We start from the raw sequence: 20,936 nt of genomic DNA, 5'->3' as shown, positions 1-20,936 counted from the left end.
TGCTAAAATAGTTTTAATTTTGCTCTTATGAAAAAAATTAAAGTACTCCATATTTCAGAGACATTTGCTGCTGGAGTTTACACTTATATAAAGGATATAAATCAGTTTTTTAATAACATAGAATACATTGATTCCTATGTTATTTACAGTGGTAATAGAAACGACACTGATAGAAATAAATTTAAAACTGATTTTCCTGAATCTACCAAACTGATAGAAGTTAGTATGGGTAGGGAGATATCTCCATTAAAAGATTTAAAAAGCACCATATCACTCTTTAAGCATATTCGAAATATTAAGCCAGATGTTATACATCTTCACTCTTCTAAGGCTGGTGTTCTAGGCAGGATAGCTTCCAAAGCGCATACTAAGAGTAGAGTGTTTTATACACCAAATGGTTATTCTTTTTTGAGAGAAGATGTTTCTACTGGAAAAAAGAAAATATTTAGAATAATTGAAAAGTGGACTAACAAAATTTTTGGAGGTATTACAATTGCTTGCGGAGATACTGAATTTGAATATGCCCAAAAGCTTGGTAAAGCGCTCTTGGTTAGAAACGGTGTTGAAATTGATTCTGTTTATACGTTGAAAGAACATAGCATTTTAAAAAAAGAAGGACAATTTATTGTGGGAACAATGGGAAGGCTCAGTCCTCAAAAAAATCCGAGTTTATTTAATCAAATTGCACTCAAAATCCCAGAAATTAATTTTGTTTGGATTGGAGATGGAGAGTTATCAAATTCAATAACAGCTAAAAATATTAAAATAGTTGGTTGGATGCCCAGAGAAGAAGCTTTAAAAGAAGTAAATAAATTTGACATATATATTCAAACATCATTATGGGAAGGGCTTCCCTTTACAATTATAGAAGCAATGATACTTGAAAAGGCTATTATAGCTAACAATGTGATTGGAAATAAAGATGCCGTTAAACACAATTATAATGGGTTTTTATGTAGTTCTACTGAAGAATTTGTAAATTCAATCAAAACTCTACAAAAAGACAAAGCTCTTCTTGAAAAAATGGGAATTAGTTCAAATATAAGAGCTAAAGAACTCTTTGACAGAGATAAAAACTTTTTAGGGCTGCTTGATATATATTTAAATGAATAAATTATTATTGTTATCATTTCTAGTATTATTCTCGTGTAATTCCGTGTACAATCAAAATACGGAGTTGACTTCTATAAAATATCAAACAATAGATACAAATTCCCACGCTTCTGAGGGTGGACTTGCCAGAATTAGCAACAATAAAATAATCGTTGTTTACAGAAAAGATCCTTCTTTTGCTCATGTAAGCAATAATTCTGAAATAGTTGCCAAAATTAGTAATGATAATGGAAAGCATTGGGGAGAAGAAAAGAAAGTATATAACAGTGCATACGATGATAGGAATTTAATAGTTGGCAATTTACCTAATGGTAATATAATTATAGTTTTTAGAAGGTATAATGCTGAAACAAATCTAGCTGTTGATTCGGGGTATATTATTAGTTCTGACGGAGGTATAACATGGAACAACTACACTAAAATACACGGAACAGAAAACAATAAAAACCAGCCATTCGGTGCAATAGTAAATACTAAAAAAGAAAGTAGCTTTTTAATCTGTTTCAAAAAAGGAATTGTTAAAAAGTATACATCAATAGATAATTTCAAATCCTTACCAATTGAGGCGACAATTATAAACGACTCTACAAAAATTATTCAAGAACCGTTTTTGGTAGAGATCGCTAAAGGTAAACAAATAATACTTTGTAGAAATGGTTATGGAAAGTTAGGACAGAGTTCATTTTACCAATATAATTCTGATGGACAAAATTATTATTACAAAGGAGAAACAAATATTTTCGATGATGAAAAAACATCTGTAAGGAGCCCCGTCTCCATGAGATACGATAAAAAAAGTAATATGCTGGAAGTTTGTTCTACTTCAAGAATTTTCAGTCATACAACTAAAAACATTAACAATGAATTACGTTTCTATTACCAAAACGCAGATTCGGTTTTTAATAATCCTAAAGCATATCAGCTTAAGATTAGGGCTGAGCGCCCCTTGCCCAATAAACATTGGTTTTATGGATATCCTAAGTTTTTAAATATATCTGAAAAAGAAGTTTTATATATAGTTACCGACTCAAGATTGAATCAAAAAGAAATTAAGCCTTTAACACATATGAACAATGAACAAGCCAATCTTTATTTTTTCAATAATAAAAAATATGAGTAAAGTAAAGCTTCTTGTTTTTCATGAATTACAAGACTTTTAATGGTATCTTTCTTTAAAAAGGGCAAAGAATTATCAATTTATTGACATATTAATAAGGAACCATATGTAATACATGTTTATCTTAAATCCTATGTCAAACAAAATTGTAGCCTTCACTAAAAATAGGACAGCATAAAATTTGAATTTACTAATTTTAAATTTTAAACTGTCAGGTAAGAAAAAGCAAATTTACCTAGACACAGATTGTTAATACTTTAAAGGAGTTCTAACAAGGTAGAAGCCTGAATTAGTCCGGAAATTAAGTATTGATAAGATTACCATCTATTTTCGTATAGGAAGTATAGTATAGGTGTCATGGAAACAAGATTATAACAATAATAATCGGCATAAATCTTTAGGAAATAAATTCCCCGTAGGGTTTCCCTAGATTTAGAGATGAAATAAATTTAATCTTCAATCTAACCTTAAAATAAAATTTTATCGAATTAAGAGGACTCCTATAATAGGATAAGCTACCACTAAGCGTATTAATCAGTCGCTTTATCTGATAAAAGGTTTTTGTTTAACTTCTTAATTTTTAATTGTTTTTTAATAACATATTCGTTTAGAAACAAAGACACAAAGACACTAAAAAACATAATGCCCTTTTGCCTGTGCAGAACAGTCTCTGTAAAAAACAGAGTAGAAATTAAAAGCAAGAACAGCAAAAAATCTGCACTCTTTATTTCAAACCCCTTTATTATACAAAATACTAAAATAAAAACTAAAACAAACAATCCAAATACTCCATAGTTAAGCAATGTTGATAAATATTGATTATGAGAGTTTTTATTTATACATGTTTTGCAATTCCGTTCCATATAGAGTGCATTTAATTTATCTTGATGAATAGACGTGCCATAACCAAAAAAAGGTTTTTTTCCGATTAATTCCATACTGGCATTCCAAATTATTTGTCGCTCTCCAATTTTGTGATATTCAGAACCAATTTTGGAGACTTGATTTTTAGTGTTAAAACCTATTTTATTTAGTGTATCATAATACTTATCTCTACCATATTTAGTAGTTTTTAACAATGTAAAACACGCAACTAGCACAATAATTAAAAACACAAAATTCTTTAGTTTAAAAACTGTCTTAAAATGAACACCAATATAGATTAGTGAAATCAATAAAAAAGAAAACAAGCCAATTCTTACTCCAAACAATAAAATTACAATAAGAAAGAGAACTGAGACTATACGCTTGAAAAGCTTTTTATAGTTTCCAAATATTAACAAAGCGTAAGCGAAGTTTATATACAAAGAATCGTATGGAAAATGAAAATGATACATAGACCTCTGCACAAAATTGTAATGGTGCTTATGATCAAAATGCACGAATAGGTTAAAAAACAACGTGCCTATTGAAAAACAACAAAAAGCAATACAAGAGTATATAAAAACTTTTTTTACCAAGTTTATATCGCTTAATTTAAGTTTTGAAAACATAATTAAAATAGGAAGAACAAATAAACTTAGTCTTTTAGAGATTATAGAAAAATCTTCGTTTATGGAGCCGGAATAAACTAAACCAATTACAACCACCAAAAAGTAAACTAAAGGCACTAAAATCACTATTTTACCTTTAATCAATCCTCTATCAGGACTGCCAATACTTCTGAATACATTAAAAACAGTAAAAAAGGCATATAGTCCTGTTCCTATTGATGATAAAATCATTTCAAAAGGCATGCAAGCCACAACAATAACCAAACCTACCAAGGCTAAGTTAATTTTACCATTTATTATATCTCTTGTTCTTTCTATCAACTCTTTAGTCAATTACTTTTGTCGATTTACTCTTAATTACTGCGTAAGAGAAGAAAATCATTAAGAAAAATAAAATCAAAAATGGTATTACTTTATTGAAATATGCCATTATAAATGCTATACCAACCCAATTAAAACATTGAAAAAATATGAATGACATAAAGTACTTTTTCTTTTCTATAGCATTTTTTAATAATCTAGCTGAAGGGATATAAAAAAGAATTATTAAAACTATATGGCATATATATGCATAAAATAATGGGTATATTTTTAATAATATTCCTGGATATGCATTTGTAAAACTAAACCCCCTTTTCATTGCTCCTTCTATATGCTCTAAATCTCCAAACCAAAAATAACGCATTAGTGTATGCATTCCTTTATATAACTCGGTAATGTCATAAGATTTTGGCTCGCCCAAATACACAAATTTCTCAACACTGCCCCAATATAAATGAGCTTGTAAACCAAAAATCCTGTAAATTATAGCCTCCATAGGTGTTTCTGCCCCAACGTTTTTGAAAGGATTTTTCTCTGAATACTTAAAATAAACAACACTAAACATCAATAAAAACAACAAAAAGTTTTTAAAGTTTACATATTTTAAAATCCGGATTTTACCTGTAAAATTTGAACTTAAAACAACTGGCATAAAAAAGGAATATAAAGCCCTTACTATAGGCGAAAATTTTTGACCAATAAGCACAATATATGCAATATAAATTATTAAAAGACTAATACCCCTTAATCTATGTTTCGTATATATCCATCCAAAAATAAAAGGAATGAAAACAGCAGTATTACCAATAACACTTTGTAAAAAGCTTAAGGTTGAATTCTCCCAATATGTAAAACGAGTAACAGATTCACTAAAAAGTGGACTTGAAGATAATAAGAGGTTTAAAACTAATAGAGAAAACAATGATACTCCAACAACAACTGAAAGAAAGTAATCATACTTATTTGATTTATACTTTAATGTTGGGATCTTAATTGAAAACCCTTTAAACTTTACTAGCCCGTATTCAATTATATTAATTGACAGTAAAAAAAACAATAAGAAGTAAAAGTTTGCTCCAACAAAATATCCACTCCTACCTTGTTCACTTATATAATTCCCTGCTTCGATATAAGTTACAGAAGCTGAAGTAACGACAGCCTGATAATATATATACAACATCAAATAGAATAACTTGTAATTATTCTTTAACTTATTTATTGAAAAAAATATAATAAATAGTACTATACAAATATTTAGAAATAAAGTCATTCTATACGTTGCTTAAGTTTTTTATTCCTAATTTCTGAAATAAATTAACAATTTTATAGTTAGTTACACTTAAGGGCATAAAATAAATATCTACTGGATTTATCACATTAAGTTTGAGATTTAATAATGATGTTGAAAAAAAAGAAATTATTATTGATGGTTTTATATTTACTATTAATTCTTCCACTGGTGTGTCATCAATTATCAAATTCACAGGGGCATCAATAAGTTTATTAATCTTATTATACGCTATTTTATAATCGCCATTTCTGTGCGGTTTGTATATTATTGTTGAATCTTTGGGCAATACTTGTTTAATTTTTTCAAGCAATTTATCTAATACATTATTATATTTAGAAATACCTATAACGTCTTCTAAAATATCTTGACCTATTAGAAGAACAACATTATCAATTGGTAAATAATTAATCTTTTCACCTTGTAAGAGTACTGCTTTCTCTGGAAAAATTGCGTATTCTGGATACCTAACATACTGTTTTAATACATCTTTTCTATCAATGCCAGATAATTGTCTAAAAATTAATTTGTATTTGACACCAAGTAGTTTACACCATATAAATTTGATTAAAAAAGCAAGGTACCTTTCTTTTGAAATCCGGTAATCATAATAATTGAGAATACCATCTTCAACTAGTATTTTATTTTTTAATGCTTTTTGTTTAAAACCAAAGAAAAAGTAATTGTTTAAAATATCTTCTAGATTACAATAATATAAATCAATATTGTCTGAGGGGGGTAATGTCTCTTTTATCCTTTCAATAAACACCTTGTAAAACTTTATTTTTTCCTTCTGGAACATTACCTTTTCCTTTAAACTGCCACTAGGCAACCTTAAATCTTTTTTTCCTGTTATTACATTATCCCATAGCTTTTTATCATATTTAAAATCTCCAGCATTAATTAATATATTTTTACGTTTAGATGCCTTAGTGCTTTTTATTATTTTTTCAAAATTTCCAATATGAGAAGGAGCTATTGAAACAAATATATTTAAATCATCCTTTCTCATTTTTTAAATTTTAATGGATTAATTAGTAACGCGCTAAAAATGAATTCTATTTTAAACTTATATATACAAATTAAATACATGAATAAAAATTCTAAAAAATATGAAACACAAGTAGTATATGCAGCTATCTTATAACCATACTTAGGCAACAACCAAAAATTAAGAATAAGGTTTATCAAAAAAGCTACAAGGGCGGGCAATATTTGAATTTTTGTTTTTTTGTAATAAAAAGGTACATTTATTAAAACTGAATACAAGAAATAAAAAAACATTCCCAATAATAAAACAGGAACAATATCTAAAGCAACTAAATAAGTATTATTAGATAGAAATAACAATAAATACTTTCTAAAAAAATAAATTCCAAAACTTACAATTAATATGAGTAACAGGTAGGATTTAAATTTTTTCTTAATTATTGAAATATTATTTTCGGACAAAGCGCTAAGCATAAATTTCTGCCACCATTTATTACTTGCTAGAAAAAAGGCCATCAAAATTGATGCAATAGTGTACCCTACAGTATAGTTTGCAACCTCTATTTCAGAATAATAATAATTTATTATATACCTATCTGCCATGTTGAGTCCCATAGCAGATAAAGTTCCAAAAATTAATGGCAAACTAAAACTTAAAGATTTAGACAGAAATTTATCAAACTCTTTTTTTTTAAACTTTAGTATTGACAAATTGTTATCGTTTGCCGTTAACCTTACTATTATAAACACAAAGACACAGCACAATATAAATATGTAAGAGATAGGATATGTATTTATAGATACATTATTAAACCATATAAAAAAAACAGTTAATATATAGGCCAAGCTTGATCTACTGATATAAAAAATACTATACTCTAAAGCACTTCCCTTTATTTGTAAATAAGACAAGTATTGCTCTATCAAAACAAATAAAAAAGCTGATATTAGTAAATACCAGTCAAAATTTTTATTAATTAAGTAAATTTCATTTTCAGATAAAGTAAATAGAACGATGCTAAAGACACCAAACATAAGAAAAGAAAAGAAATAAAGATTTTTTAATAATTCAAAAATCTTTGATTTATTATCTAAATAATATATTTTAACATAGCTTCTTTGAGAAAGGTCAAAGGCTAAAGAGGCCACTGGTATTGCTGCCCAAAATAATGATAAGATACCAAATTCTTTTTTAGAAAAACTGTTAGTAAAAAAAGGAAAGATTAAAAAAACGGTTCCTTTAGCAAATCCCTCTCCGATTAAATAATACAGTTTTTGTAAACTACCTTTCAAGTTTCTTTTGTTTAATTATATTTCGTTTTTAGGTTAGCTAGAAAAGATTTCATAACACTAAATTTTTCATCAAAAACTTTTTTCACTCGCTTAAAATCTCCAATATCATTATTCTTGTAGGTTCTTAACGTATTTCGTATTTTATTAAATAATTCTTTATCGTCAATATTCAAAATCGGTAGCCCTAGAGTTTTTACCATTCCAACGCCACGACCATCTTCATTTATTAAAACAGATGGTTTTCTTTGGCTTAAAAAATACAAATGAGCATGTACTCTATATCCAATATGGAAATCCATTTCTTGGTAAAAATCAATTTTTTCCATTTTATAAGAGACATCTCTAATCTTCATTTTGGGTATTAAAACCTTAGACCCTATACACATTAATATATACCCTATGCTTGTTACAAACTTTGTGTATTTATCTGGCATAATACCTCTATGAAATGTCATGTAAAAGTTTTCAGCTGAAGGAAACTCTTTTTTCATTAATGCAACTAATTTAATTGTTTGCCAAAACAACCTAGGAGCTGCTGGTGTAGTAATAACAATATTTTTTGCGGTAAAATCTGTAAAAGAATCATCTATATATCGCAAATCGTACCACACAGGGCAACCAGTCATCTTAACATTATTAAAGCCATTATTTTTAACAACACTCTCTGTTATTTCATCACGACAACTAGAATAATCTATACTACTATGAACAGAATTTAAAAAATCTAAAGATTCTTTATTAAATTTAAAATCCATAGGTTTTCCAATAGGAAAACCACTCCAACCCAAGCCAAAAGGAATTATTGGCACTTTAATTAATGACAAATCATCAACTAAAGGATATATACCTTTATATATATTTGAAGCATATGCGGGACCTCCACATAAAACCACAAATCTGGATTTATTAATTATGTCTAGTTGGTTATTTAATTTTTTTGTTCGGTCTAGAATAACAATGTCAGAATCCACAAAATATTCAAACAACTTTTTAGCTCTATCAGTTATTAAAAAGTCTCCAATATTTTTAATTTGCCCTGATAATAATACAATCATATAATTAATTTTTTAACTAAGCATATTCCACTGCATAACAGTATCCTCTTCTATTCTCTCTATAGCCTTTTTCCCTAAAACCTTTTGAATCTCTCTTGGCGATATTCCACTAGCTGGTCTTTTCCAAGTTAAGTGACTACTGGTTATAATTTCACCTTTTTTGATATCTTTTGATGCCACTAAACTTCTTCTGGCATTATCTCGTGATATACCCTCGGTCTGAAGAGGCTTTTTATTAAAACTACCTAATATACTATATAATTCTTTAATTTCTTTTGAGAATAATTTCAAGTCTTCTTTATCCATAGCATGGTAATGATCATTACCTGGTAATGTTTTATCGTGTGTAAAATGCTTTTCTAAAACTACAGCACCTAATAAATTTGCTGTTTTTAGAACTTGCATGTTTTTTGGTAATGTGTGATCAGAATAACCAGGAATAGTTTCTGGGAAACTCTTTATCAAATCTGTAATCATTCCCAAATTAGCATTTTCATCAATAGTTGGGTAATTTAAAATACAATGCATTAAACATACAGGAATTTCGAATTTGTTTATTGACTCTAATGCTTGTTGTACTTCCCATTTATATGATGCTCCAGTAGATAAAATAATAGGTTTATTAAACGAACACATATACTCTATAAACGGAAGATTTGTTATATCTGACGAAGATATTTTAAAAACGTCCATGAGATCGTTTAAAAACTTTGCAGACTCTACATCAAAAGGTGTAGACATAAATTCTATATTTACTTCATCGCAATACAACTTTAATTTCTCATATTCCGACTTCCAAAAGTTGTCATATTTTTTAAAAAGCTCAAATTGACTTTTTGTGGGTTCTTTAGAAGTATCCCAATATGAAGGGCTATTCTTAGATGCTATTTTTTCAGCCTTATATGTTTGAAACTTTATAGCGTGCGCACCTCCTTCTTTGGCTTCATCTATAAGTCTTTTAGCCAAGTCAAAAGAACCTTCATGGTTTACTCCTGCTTCAGCAATTATGTATGGAGGGTATATGGGTTTTGATTCTTTATGATTTTTAAATATTTCAAGAATTTTCATTAGTTAAATTTATTAGATATTGTTTGATTTATTAGTTTTATTACTCGTTCTTTTCCTTTATTTATTCCATTCTGCTGCATCCTTTGATGCATTAACAATCTAATATCAAAGGATAGGGTAGATTGAAAAACTTCAAAAATTGTACTATCATTTACCTCAGACCCTAATCCTAAATTATAAAATCCGTTTTTTTGAGAGGCAAAAAAATGAGTTGTTTCTCTATTGTTTTGACATAAAACAATAGATGGGACTCCTATCGAAGCAACTTCAAATGTAGTTCTTCCTGCTGAAGTGAAAACTAAATCTGAATTTAATATTTCATCCGATATATTATTCACATTATGTTTAATGGTTATGTTATTATAATCTTCTTTTAGCTTATCCTCAAACTCATAGCCCATACCAAGAATAACTGTTATATTTATATTGTTAGCATTACAATAATTTGAAATAATACCCAATACCCTATCAGTAAAATTATTTGGATCTACTCCGCCAAATGATATAAGAACTTGTTTTACGCTTTTTATTATTTCCTTCTTTTTGGTTAACAAAAATTCGTCTCTTAAAATAAAATATTTTGCGCCATAATAGTGATTCGGAATTATTCTTTCTTCAGGATACATTGCATTAATTACTAAATCTGCTTCTTTAGAACCAGACCCTAAATCTTCAAAATTTATTACTAATAATCCTTCATCTTTTAATTTTTTTACATAGCCCCTTTCGGTATCTAATTTATCGTTTATTATTATATCTGCTTTTAAGTTTAAAATATCTTGTAAAATATCTTCTTCCTTTTGTATATGTACTTCATAATTGTACTCGCTTATCTTTTTGTAAGCTAATTTACTAGAACTGTCAACTAAAAAAACAATTCGATGCTTTAGAATTTCATTAGCAATACTTAATGTGTTATAAACGTGACCCATACCTACAGATGAATTACCTGTTACAACAAACAACAATACTTTTCTGCTTAAATAAAATTCACATAAATTCCAATCTTCATAATCATCTATATCTATAGATTCTCTTTTTGTTAATGGAAAAATCTGGATATTTTTACCAAATCGGCTTTTTTTAGTGACAAACTTAGATTTTGTTATAACAAACCCTCCTGTTTCTTTATAAATTTTTGGCAAAAACTGTCTATTAACCCTCTTTTCATAATTAGCAACATAATTATCTCCTGTTTTTAACCATGTCAAATGACTGTCATAAACACCAGATATTAAGGTATCTATATTGTTTTTTTCCATCTCACTAATTGCTAGATCCAAAGTTTCTTTGCGTAAAAGTGGTGATGTTGCCTGTAAGGTTATTACATAATCATATTGTTTATTCTCCTTACTTGATATTTTAGTAAATGCGTCAAATATTACAGGATCTAATGTTGTATTATCATCAGAAATTTCACTATCTCTTGATATTGTCTTAGCTCCAAATTTTAGAGCAATTAAATTTATTTCGTCATCATCAGTAGAAACATAACAATCAACACTACAGTTCTTTATAGATAAAGCATTATTTATGCTATAAAAAATTAATGGTTTTCTATTAAGTGCTCTTAAGTTTTTCCGAGGAATCCCTTTAGAACCTCCTCTTGCTGGCACTATTACTAATACTTTTAAAAGGTTTTTTTTATTTACTTCTTTCATTTAAATACCTTTATTATCGCCTGCAAGCTATGCTTTTTTTTAAAAATTATCTCATTTTTGTACGAAATTTTTATTGCTTTGAAAATTCTTTAGAAAAAACATAAAGTAATAATTACAATAATAAATTTTGTAAACAGTTTAAGTACTTTTCTTATATAAGATTATTTCCAGTTCTTCTTTAACTTATAAATTAGTTTATAATCTAAATCTCTATTTACCTTATCTTTACTTACTGAGGAATGTTTGATATCTCATACCCTATTTGAACCGTAAATTGGTTATTATCCATATTCGTTAAATCTTTAATTAATTACGAAACTTATTTATACTAATGCGGTCTCCACTTGCAATATTATAAAGCTCTTGGGTCAATACAGAAAATAATACCCTGACATTGGCTTGCACTACATTTTCAAAAAACGTAAAGTCTATCGTTTGTTCTACATTACCATTAAGTTTACCAACCTTATTATTTAATACACCGTCAAAAAAATAACGGTATACAATTCGTTTACATACTTTGTAACGGCATAGACCGATAGTAGTTTACCTATTTTATTTCTAACATGGGTAACCCTGGATGACTAACATAAGTACTATATGAAGCCGCATATAAATCTTTCAATAGTATGCTATTTTTAGTAACCAAAACATGTTTAGAAAACCTGAAATATTAACCGCATTTGTGTATGGGATTTCTAATAGAGTGAGGTGCGGATCCAAGCGCAGCTTGAAGTAACACATAATCTACATCAATTACAGCTTTTTTGTATGTTTACTAGACATTTTTTTAAACTATCCTCCCAAGATGGTATTTCAATTTTTAAGTTTTTTTGAATCTTTTTCTTATCAAGAACACTAAATTTAGGTCTTTTTGCTTCTTGAGGAAGTTCTTCTGATGAAATTGATTTTAAATTAACTTCCAAATTAGAATATTTGAATATTGCATTTGCAAAATCAAACCAACTCACAGCCCCATCATTGCTATAATGATAGGTTCCAAAAATTTTAGTTTTCTCAGCAATAAAGCGTAGTATAACTTTTGCCAAATCTTTAGCATAAGTAGGAGTTCCTATTTGGTCGCTAACAACACTTAATTTATCTCTTTCACTTGCTAATCTCAGCATTGTTTTTAAAAAATTATTACCGTATTCTGAATACAACCAAGAGGTTCGAATTATAAAATAGTTTTCTGTTATATTTTTAATGTTTAACTCGCCCTGTAACTTAGATGCTCCATAAACACTTATAGGGCAAGTTTGATCTCCTTCAGAATAAAACGAGTTAGTATTACCATCAAAGACATAATCTGTGGAAATATGAATCAAAACTGTATCGTGCTCTAAACATACTTTAGCTATATTTTTAACCCCTTCAGCATTTACCTTATATGAAATTTTAGGCGTCTTTTCCGCTTGTTCAACATCAGTATATGCAGCACAGTTGATAACGTAATCAAAACTATTTTTATTGAATAATATTTTTAAGTCATCTAGATTGGTAATATCTAGTTCGGATTTTGAAACAAACATAAAATATAACCCTTTAGTATTATTAGCATTCAGCTCTTGGATGGTTTTTCCTAGTTGTCCATTTGCTCCTGTTACCAAAACCTTTTTTTTCATCACAACTTGAAAAAATCCTTAAACTTTGGTAAATCTTGATCCTTTTTAGATATTATAGTTTTCTGATTACCAATTCTCCAATCTATATTCAAATATTCATCGTTATATAATATTCCTGCTTCAGAATCTTTGCTATAAAAATTATCACATTTGTACGTAAAAACTGTATTGTCCTCAAGTACAAAAAAACCATGAGCAAAACCTCTAGGTATAAAGAGCTGAGTACGATTTACTTCATCCAAGATTATAGAAAAATATTTACCAAATGTTTGAGATCCTTCTCTAAGATCAACACAAACATCCATAACCTTTCCTTTTAAAACTTGTACTAATTTTGCTTGAGCATTATTGCCAGTCTGAAAATGAAGACCTCTTAGAACACCTTTAAAGGATTTTGAAACATTATCTTGAACAAAACTAACTTGCACTCCTGTTAATTCTTTAAATATTCTAGTATTAAAACTTTCGTAAAAGCAACCTCTTTCGTCTTCAAAAATATTTGGAGTAATAATATAACACCCTTTTAAATAAGTTTCTTTTACCTCCATACTACTATATTAATTGTTGAAGATATTCTCCATAACCACTTTTAAGTAATGATTTAGCTAATGTATTCAGTTGATTTTTATCAATAAAACCCATTTTGTATGCTTCTTCTTCTAAACAACCTATTTTTTGCCCTTGTCGTTCCTCTATTACTTGTACGAACTGAGATGCTTGCATTAAAGACTCAAATGTTCCTGTATCTAACCATGCTGTACCCTTATCTAAGATTTGAACATTTAACTTTTCTTTTAGTAAATAAGATTTATTAATATCTGTAATTTCTAGCTCGCCTCTATGACTAGGCCTAATGTTCTTCGCTATTTCAACAACTGTGTTATCATAAAAATATATACCAGGGACAGCGTAATTAGACTTTGGATTCACAGGCTTTTCTTCAATAGAAATTACTTTGTTGTCTTTGTCAAAATCAACGACTCCATATCGTTTAGGGTTTTGTACATGATAAGCAAAAATAATTCCTCCATTTGGGTTAAGACACGACTTTAATGTTCTACTTAACCCTGAACCATAGAATATATTATCCCCTAAAATCAATGCTACACTATCCTTTCCAATAAAATCTTCTCCAATTAAAAAAGCTTCAGCTAAACCGTTAGGCTGTTCTTGTATGGCATACTCAAAATTACAACCGTAATCACTTCCATTTCCCAATAAGTCTTTAAATTTATTTACATCCTTTCCTGTTGTAATAATTAAAACCTCATTTATTCCAGCCGATAAAAGTGTTGATAAAGGGTAATATATCATTGGCTTATCATAAATAGGCATAAGTTGCTTACTTATAACTTTTGTTAAGGGATACAAACGTGTTCCTGAACCTCCTGCCAAAATAATACCCTTCATTTAGCTTTTATATTTTTTTATATACCAATTTATAGTTTTCTCTAATCCTGTTTGAAAGTTCTCTTTAGGTTCCCATCCTAATTGATTTTTTATTTTAGATTCATCAATTGCATATCTAAAATCATGACCTAATCTATCTTTTACAAAGGAAATTTGATCTTTATAAGAAGTTCTTTCAGGAACAATTTTATCTAATATTTCACAAATCATACTTGCTATATATATGTTACTGTACTCATTACTACCACCTATATTGTAGGTCTCTCCAGAAATACCTTTATTAAAAACCAAATCAATCCCTGAGCAATGATCTTCTACATATAACCAATCCCTAACGTTTTCTCCATCTCCATAAATAGGGATTTTCTCCCCATTTAAAGCCTTTTTTATTACTGTAGGTATTAACTTCTCGTCATGTTGTCTTGGCCCATAATTATTAGAGCAATTGGTAGTGACCACATTCATATTGTAAGTTTTAAAATAACTTCTTACTAGAAAATCAGACGATGCTTTTGAGGCACTATATGGACTGCTTGGAGCATATGGTGTTTCTTCGGTAAATAATCCTTTTTTTCCTAAGGAACCATAAACCTCATCTGTAGATATGTGATGAAATCTTGAGTTTTTATGCTGCTTTTTTGTTTTACTGACACTATGCATCCAATAATTCCTAGCTGTATTTAATAAATTAAAAGTTCCTGTTATATTTGTGTGAATGAAGTCACTAGGATTGTTTATTGAATTATCGACATGAGATTCAGCAGCAAAATTTATAACTCCCTTAAAATCGTATTCCTCGAATAACTGATTGATTAAATCTTTATTACAAATATCTCCATGAACAAATTGATATCTGGGGTTTTTTGCAACCTCATTTAAATTATTCAAATTGCCTGCATAAGTTAACTTGTCTATATTTAATACTTGAACAGCAGGATATTTATCCAAATAATATTTAATGAAATTGGATCCAATAAAACCTGCCCCACCAGTAATCAGAATAGTCATTAGAATATTTATTTTCTACTGTGTTGCTCTAAATAAGACCCAAGCCCTAGGAAGCTAAAAATTAATAATAAAACAGAAAAAAGTATAACTGGGAGCAAATATTTCATTTTATCATGCCATTCTCTTATGTCGTATCCAGACTCAGGAAAATCTGCAATAACATTAATTATTGAGTTTTTGGTAACTAAAATGCTATCTATTTTTCTTCTCGCACTCTCATAACTCAATCTTTGTTTTATAATTTTAGACTCATCTACAATAAGGTTAGTAGACTCTGCATTACCCATGTATAAGTTTGTTCCAGAAGCTGGTAATCCTGCTTTTTCAGATTCCTTTATTCTAATATTCAAATATTGTTCTACAAGTGAGTCTGTCATTTGAATTTGCTTCTCTAACATCTTATCTTTTTTATCCAAAATAGCTTTATTTGACTCAAGAAGCCTATTTAGGTATGTGTTTCTAGAGATTTGTTCAATAAAGTTTTTTTCAATCTTTTTATAAACTACCCTATCTGTTGCTGCAACTCCTATCTGGTGTATTTTAAAATTAAATGGCGTCAACGATTCTTTGTATCTCTTGTATGACATCTCTAAACGAGATATGGAATCTAATTGTAGATAAAAATCTGAGTACATTTTAGCCATTGTATTTTCGTCCAAATCTGGTTTCACATAAAAACCCTTTAGTTTTGAAGCTTCTTTTATGGTTATATTTAACCTATTTGCCAGTTCTACACTATCCTTATCAATTGTTAACTGATTGAACTGATGAATATTTTCGTAAACTTGACGTGTAGAATTAAAGTTAGTTTCAATGAACAAGTTTGCTCCATAAAGCTTGTCTGATTTTTTATCAATAAAATACCCTGCGACTAAACCTATTAAAACAGCTCCAATGTACCAGAGTTTTCTTTTGTGAAAATGAACTAATAATAATATTAAAAAATTAAACCCTCCTATAAATATATTAACTATAAATTTATATAGTTTATCAAATAGGTTCCCAATGACTTTAAACAATTGGCCTAAATCTACTTCTTCAGATTGTTGTGGTTGCTGTGGCAAATCCTTACTCATTTTACTGTTTATTTAGTATTTGTTCTAAAATAGTTATTGTTATTACATATGTTGGTCTTACACCTGAGGTTCCTAATCCCCCAGATGCAAGCGTACTTCCTGTTTTGAGAGGATTATCACTCGCATAATACGCATACCTTACTTTTACATCCTCTCTTATACTTCCTCTTACCTTTGATGCTGCTTGTATCGCTTTTTGGTAATGTGCACCTTCCATCTCTAATCCTATTACGCTCCAAGTTGATTCAAAAAAGAACTTCAAAATATCTTTGTTTTGGAGCGATGTCCCTAAAACCGTTATCATAGACCCTCGACAAACATCTACTCCTTTAGACTCAAAATCTTCTTTTTTTAGCTCATTAGTAAACGGGTAGTTGTCTGCTGTACCTTCAAAAATATGCGCTGAAGGTATCATAATATCGCCTTTTCCTCCTTCCAAAATACCTGCCTTGCCCATAATGGAGATAGATTCTACATTTAAATGAATTTTTTCATTTTTATACTCAAAAGGCTTCAGTAATTCATCTATAGTTTCGTATGCTTGCTCCCCAAAAGCATAATCCATCACTAATATAACGGGTTTTTTCGACTTTAGATACATTTCATCTACTTTAACGTCTAACTTAGAAAGATCTATTTTATCTGTATCGAATATTTGTACATCAATATTTGCTCCCGAAGTATCATCAATGTATAACATGCCTTCTTTTAGGGCTGTTTGTTCTACTTTACTCCTAAGTTCTTTATTAGTACTATCACTTAACATTTTGTAGATATCAAACACATCTTGTTTAGCTGTAAGCGGCTTTAACGCCTTTGGTACAAAAAGTGTATTCATGACACTATGCATATTTGCACTTATAATATGCATTGGTCTGCTAAGCAATTTATTTTTGTGCAATACACTTTTTACTGAATTTGCCCAGATCTCACCATGAATATGATGTCCTATTTCTTCACGTAATACTGGGCTAAATTTTACCTCACGTTTTTCATTGTGTATTTGCTCTTTAATGGCCAACTTCCCCAACCAATATACTATATGTAACAAACGTTCTGGTTGTGATGGAGTTGCAAATGCATCGTAAATTTTAATTATTTCACTAAAAGTTCTACCTAAAATATTAGCAGCGTGGGTTATAGCTACTTCTCTCTCTTTTTGGGTTAGCTTTTTTGTACGCTTTACAACATTTTCTAGCTTAATCCAATCTCTGGTGGTTTTATCGCTATCATCAATTAGTGCTTTGCTACTTATTTTATGCGACTCAATGAATAAAAACGTAAGATGCGTTAAAATATCGTATATCTCAGAACGCCCTCTGGTTATTTCAATGTTCATTTGTTCTTCATCTATCCTGTAACAATTTCGACGACGTTTTTCAGGAATTATAGGCTTAAAATGGGAATTAGAGTAGCCCTCATCACTAGTAAGGTTTATTACAGAACATTCTTCAATACCTTGAGGAAGGCGATCTATTACATATAACAAGCCATTTAGTTCTACTTTTTCTTCTGCTATAGAACCATAAATTTCTGGGCGTAATAGCAGTAGGGATTGCCTTAAAGTTTCCCCAGAAACCCCCATAGGCTTGTAAAACCCACGATTAAACAAGTGACGCATGGTAATATACATGCGTTCAATGGCATTAGAACTCTCTTGAGCTCTTGTTCGTTCGAGGCGTCTGGTTCGTTTCATTTTTGCTATAAAAACGCTACAAATGTACTATTATTTTTCTATGAAACCAGAAAGTGAATCTGCAATATTTCTATCATTCGATAGCCTTGGTATTTTATTTTGGCCTCCTAGTTTTCCTAAGGATTTCATGTGCTCCTTAAAACCATTCTTCTTTACTTTAGAAATTTTTAATGGCTGTAGCACCTTACCTTCAATCAAATCAAAATAATATGTATTCTGATTTTGTAAAGATCTATCTATTCTCGCAGCTAAAGCATCCGTGCTATTTGGTGCTTTCTCAAACTCAATAAACCATTCATGATATGGTAATCCTTGTTGTGGATTAATTTGCGGTGCAACTGTAAACTCTGAAATTTGGATATCCTTCCCTTCAATAGCTTCTTGAATGGCTTGTTCTACTTCTTTACCTATTACATGTTCGCCAAATGCTGAGATAAAATGCTTTATTCTACCCGAAACTATAACTCGGTAAGGTTTGGTTGATGTAAATTCTACCGTATCCCCAATATTGTATGCCCATAATCCCGCATTTGTAGAAATGATCATCACATAATTTACACCAACTTCTACATCTTTTATAGTGATGCGATTTGGGTTTTCATTAAAAAAATCATCTGCTTTTATAAACTCATAAAAAATACCTGAGTTTAATTGTAATAGCATTCCTTTTTCATTCTGCTTGTCTTGAAATGCAAAAAACCCTTCACTGGCTGGATATAGCTCAATACTATCTACTTTACGACCTATTAAACTTTCAAATTTAGCCTTGTATGGTTCGTAATTAACGCCTCCAAAAATGAATAAGTTGAAATTCTTAAAAACATCGCCTACTTTTTTTCCTGTTTTTTGCTGTAATTTCTCAAAATACATTTGAACCCAAGATGGTATTCCAGAAATAACCGTCATATCTTCTTCTAAAGTTTCCTCAACGATGGTTTCTACTTTGGTTTCCCAATCTTCAATACAATTTGTTTCCCAAGAGGGCATTCGATTTTTTTGCAAATAGTTTGGTACATAATGCGCTACAATACCTGAAAGCCTCCCCAACTGAATGCCATTTTGCTCTTTTAAAATAGGGCTTCCTTGAAGAAAAATCATTTTACCATCAACAAATTTGGTCTTACCCGTCTCTTTAATGTATAGTAAAATAGCATTTCTAGCTGCCTCAACATGGCTGGGCATACTCTCTTTCGTTATTGGTATGTATTTGGATCCAGAGGTTGTTCCTGATGTTTTTGCAAAATAAATAGGTTTTCCTTTCCAAAGAATATCTGAATTACCTGCTACCACTTGCTCTACATAAGGCTTGAGTGCTTCATAATCCCTTACAGGAACACGTTTTACGAAATCATCATATGAAGATATTTCTGAAAAATTATGGTCTTTACCAAATACGGTATCAGAAGCATCAGAAATTAGTTTGTTAAAAACTTTTTCTTGAGTTTCAATGGGATTATTAGCCCATTTACTAATTTTTTTATGAATATATTTTGCAAAAGGTTTTGCTAAAGTTGCTTTAATTGAGCCCATTTATTCGAAATCAATAAAGTTAGTTGGATTTATGGGATAGCCATCACTCCAAAGTTCAAAATGTAAATGTGGGCCTGTTGACAATTCTCCCGTGTTACCTGAGGTAGCTATTACCTCCCCTGCTTTTACCAGATCTCCCTGGGTTTTGGTTAAGGTAGCATTGTGCTTATAAACAGATATTAGCCCATAGCTATGTTCTAAAATAATAACATGTCCTGTACCAGCAGTCCATTCTGCAAAAACAACAATGCCATCAGCCGTTGCTTTTATTGGTGTATCTTTTGGTACAACAATATCCACAGCGTAATGCTTATTTTTTATGTTGTATGGTTCACTTATAGTACCGGTTGCTGGTGGGAAAAGTACAAAGTTTGTGACGGATGTGGCGGATTCGAATAAATTATACTTATCCTCCTTTTCAACTTTGGCTCGCAGCAGGGAGTCTTCTTTTGTGGGGTTTAAATCCACCTCGCTTATCTCTAGTTTCGTAGCCTGAACTAAGGAGTCTCCATAAAGCTCCTCTGAACCCACATCACCTTTTAACACCTTTTTTATGGAAGCAAAATAACGTTCGTTTTTTACCAAAACTTGATGAAGAGAATCAGTTTTAAAACTCAAATTGGTTGCTTTTTTCTTTAGTGCTGTTGAAGAATATCCAGGAATGTACTCTTTTAAAGGGGAATAGGCTATAAGCAAAATAGTAAAACCAACTAGCAAAATACTAGAGAGCGTAACGATTACAAACACGTTTAATCTAGTAAGTTTTAATGATAGTCTTTCTTCAAAAGTATTCTCATTAAGTATCACTAAACGGTACTTATCCAGTAATTTCCTTTTTATTCTTTTTGGTTTTTTATTCCCCATGCTACAAGCAAAATTAATTAAATAATTTCAAGGTTTTAGCCTTCTCTTAAGGAAACCCCTAGTATTAATGTTAAAAACGGTTTTATTAAACTTTAATTATTAACTTTGTATCCTAAAACATGTTTGTTATGAGTTTTTACACATTACCATTAGCTATCGGCGCTCCACAAATAATTTTAATAGTTGTTGTGGTATTACTTTTATTTGGTGGAAGAAAAATACCAGAATTAATGCGTGGTTTAGGCAGTGGTATAAAAGAATTTAAAGATGCCAGTAAAGAGGAAGAACCAAAAAACGATAAAGCAGAGTAAGCTTTAAAAACTATACA

19 protein-coding genes are annotated in these 20,936 nt (G+C 29.8%); 4 read left to right on the top strand and 15 right to left on the bottom strand.

The genetic code is table 11. From position 1 onward, the window contains the following. Window positions 1-27: 27 nt before the first annotated feature. On the top strand, window positions 28-1,113 hold the full coding sequence (locus tag JS605_RS05575; RefSeq protein WP_239000258.1) for a glycosyltransferase: 1,086 nt from the start codon (window positions 28-30) through the stop codon (window positions 1,111-1,113). After that, on the top strand, window positions 1,106-2,233 hold the full coding sequence (locus JS605_RS05570; RefSeq protein WP_203256656.1) for a sialidase family protein: 1,128 nt from the start codon (window positions 1,106-1,108) through the stop codon (window positions 2,231-2,233). Before JS605_RS05575 ends, JS605_RS05570 begins: the two co-directional genes overlap by 8 nt. Window positions 2,234-2,760: 527 nt before the next feature. On the opposite strand, the gene JS605_RS05565 is transcribed toward JS605_RS05570, so the two are convergent. After that, the gene (locus JS605_RS05565) at window positions 2,761-4,056 is read right to left on the bottom strand and encodes an O-antigen ligase family protein (protein ID WP_203256655.1); all 1,296 of its coding nucleotides are present in this window, start codon (window positions 4,054-4,056) and stop codon (window positions 2,761-2,763) included. Beyond that, window positions 4,049-4,696 carry a DUF6418 domain-containing protein gene (locus tag JS605_RS05560; protein WP_203256654.1) on the bottom strand — a complete coding sequence of 216 codons (648 nt, stop codon included), beginning with the start codon at window positions 4,694-4,696 and terminating at the stop codon, window positions 4,049-4,051. The genes JS605_RS05565 and JS605_RS05560 overlap by 8 nt, the downstream gene beginning before the upstream one ends. Before the next feature lie 133 nt (window positions 4,697-4,829). Between JS605_RS05560 and JS605_RS05555 the strand changes: the two genes are divergently transcribed. Next, window positions 4,830-4,997 (top strand): hypothetical protein, encoded by a 168-nt coding sequence (locus JS605_RS05555; RefSeq protein WP_203256653.1) that lies wholly within the window; start codon window positions 4,830-4,832, stop codon window positions 4,995-4,997. A gap of 318 nt (window positions 4,998-5,315) precedes the next feature. Here the strand turns inward: JS605_RS05555 and JS605_RS05550 are convergent, their stop codons facing one another. The 13 genes from JS605_RS05550 to JS605_RS05490 form a co-directional block, all read right to left on the bottom strand. Further along, complete coding sequence (locus tag JS605_RS05550; protein ID WP_203256652.1) at window positions 5,316-6,344, bottom strand: polysialyltransferase family glycosyltransferase; 1,029 nt, start codon at window positions 6,342-6,344, stop codon at window positions 5,316-5,318. Continuing rightward, entirely contained in the window at window positions 6,341-7,615 is a 1,275-nt protein-coding gene (locus JS605_RS05545; RefSeq protein WP_203256651.1) for a lipopolysaccharide biosynthesis protein, read from the bottom strand. The genes JS605_RS05550 and JS605_RS05545 overlap by 4 nt, the downstream gene beginning before the upstream one ends. An 11-nt stretch (window positions 7,616-7,626) precedes the next feature. Then, window positions 7,627-8,670 (bottom strand): polysaccharide pyruvyl transferase family protein, encoded by a 1,044-nt coding sequence (locus JS605_RS05540; protein ID WP_203256650.1) that lies wholly within the window; start codon window positions 8,668-8,670, stop codon window positions 7,627-7,629. Between the two features lie 12 nt (window positions 8,671-8,682). Beyond that, window positions 8,683-9,738, bottom strand: a complete 1,056-nt coding sequence (locus tag JS605_RS05535; protein ID WP_203256649.1) for an N-acetylneuraminate synthase family protein — start codon at window positions 9,736-9,738, stop codon at window positions 8,683-8,685. Next, a complete protein-coding gene (locus JS605_RS05530) occupies window positions 9,738-11,399 on the bottom strand; it encodes a cytidylyltransferase domain-containing protein (RefSeq protein WP_203256648.1) in 1,662 nt (553 codons plus the stop codon). The genes JS605_RS05535 and JS605_RS05530 overlap by 1 nt, the downstream gene beginning before the upstream one ends. Before the next feature lie 752 nt (window positions 11,400-12,151). Next, window positions 12,152-13,024, bottom strand: a complete 873-nt coding sequence (gene rfbD / locus JS605_RS05525; protein WP_203256647.1) for a dTDP-4-dehydrorhamnose reductase — start codon at window positions 13,022-13,024, stop codon at window positions 12,152-12,154. After that, window positions 13,024-13,572: a dTDP-4-dehydrorhamnose 3,5-epimerase gene (rfbC, locus tag JS605_RS05520; protein WP_203256646.1), complete on the bottom strand. Its 549-nt coding sequence runs from the start codon at window positions 13,570-13,572 to the stop codon at window positions 13,024-13,026. Before rfbC ends, rfbD begins: the two co-directional genes overlap by 1 nt. Before the next feature lie 4 nt (window positions 13,573-13,576). Then, the gene (rfbA, locus tag JS605_RS05515) at window positions 13,577-14,434 is read right to left on the bottom strand and encodes a glucose-1-phosphate thymidylyltransferase RfbA (protein ID WP_203256645.1); all 858 of its coding nucleotides are present in this window, start codon (window positions 14,432-14,434) and stop codon (window positions 13,577-13,579) included. Then, window positions 14,435-15,442 (bottom strand): dTDP-glucose 4,6-dehydratase, encoded by a 1,008-nt coding sequence (gene rfbB, locus JS605_RS05510; RefSeq protein ID WP_203256644.1) that lies wholly within the window; start codon window positions 15,440-15,442, stop codon window positions 14,435-14,437. Between the two features lie 8 nt (window positions 15,443-15,450). After that, window positions 15,451-16,518 carry a hypothetical protein gene (locus JS605_RS05505; protein ID WP_203256643.1) on the bottom strand — a complete coding sequence of 356 codons (1,068 nt, stop codon included), beginning with the start codon at window positions 16,516-16,518 and terminating at the stop codon, window positions 15,451-15,453. Between the two features lies 1 nt (window position 16,519). Continuing rightward, a complete protein-coding gene (locus tag JS605_RS05500; RefSeq protein ID WP_203256642.1) occupies window positions 16,520-18,214 on the bottom strand; it encodes a DUF6909 family protein in 1,695 nt (564 codons plus the stop codon). A 30-nt stretch (window positions 18,215-18,244) separates the two neighbouring features. Continuing rightward, window positions 18,245-19,744, bottom strand: coding sequence for a GH3 auxin-responsive promoter family protein (locus JS605_RS05495; protein WP_203256641.1), 1,500 nt, complete (start codon window positions 19,742-19,744; stop codon window positions 18,245-18,247). Continuing rightward, window positions 19,745-20,608: a M23 family metallopeptidase gene (locus JS605_RS05490; protein ID WP_203256640.1), complete on the bottom strand. Its 864-nt coding sequence runs from the start codon at window positions 20,606-20,608 to the stop codon at window positions 19,745-19,747. A 128-nt stretch (window positions 20,609-20,736) separates the two neighbouring features. On the opposite strand from JS605_RS05490, the gene tatA reads away from it, so the two are divergent. After that, window positions 20,737-20,919 carry a twin-arginine translocase TatA/TatE family subunit gene (tatA, locus tag JS605_RS05485; protein ID WP_203256639.1) on the top strand — a complete coding sequence of 61 codons (183 nt, stop codon included), beginning with the start codon at window positions 20,737-20,739 and terminating at the stop codon, window positions 20,917-20,919. The last annotated feature ends 17 nt before the right edge of the window (window positions 20,920-20,936 follow it).

The sequence above is a fragment of the Hyunsoonleella ulvae genome (assembly GCF_016827605.1).
GTDB classification, from domain to species: Bacteria; Bacteroidota; Bacteroidia; order Flavobacteriales; family Flavobacteriaceae; genus Jejuia; species Jejuia ulvae.
Note: the sequence above shows the minus strand (reverse complement) of the source record. Positions and strands in the feature narration are given on the sequence as shown.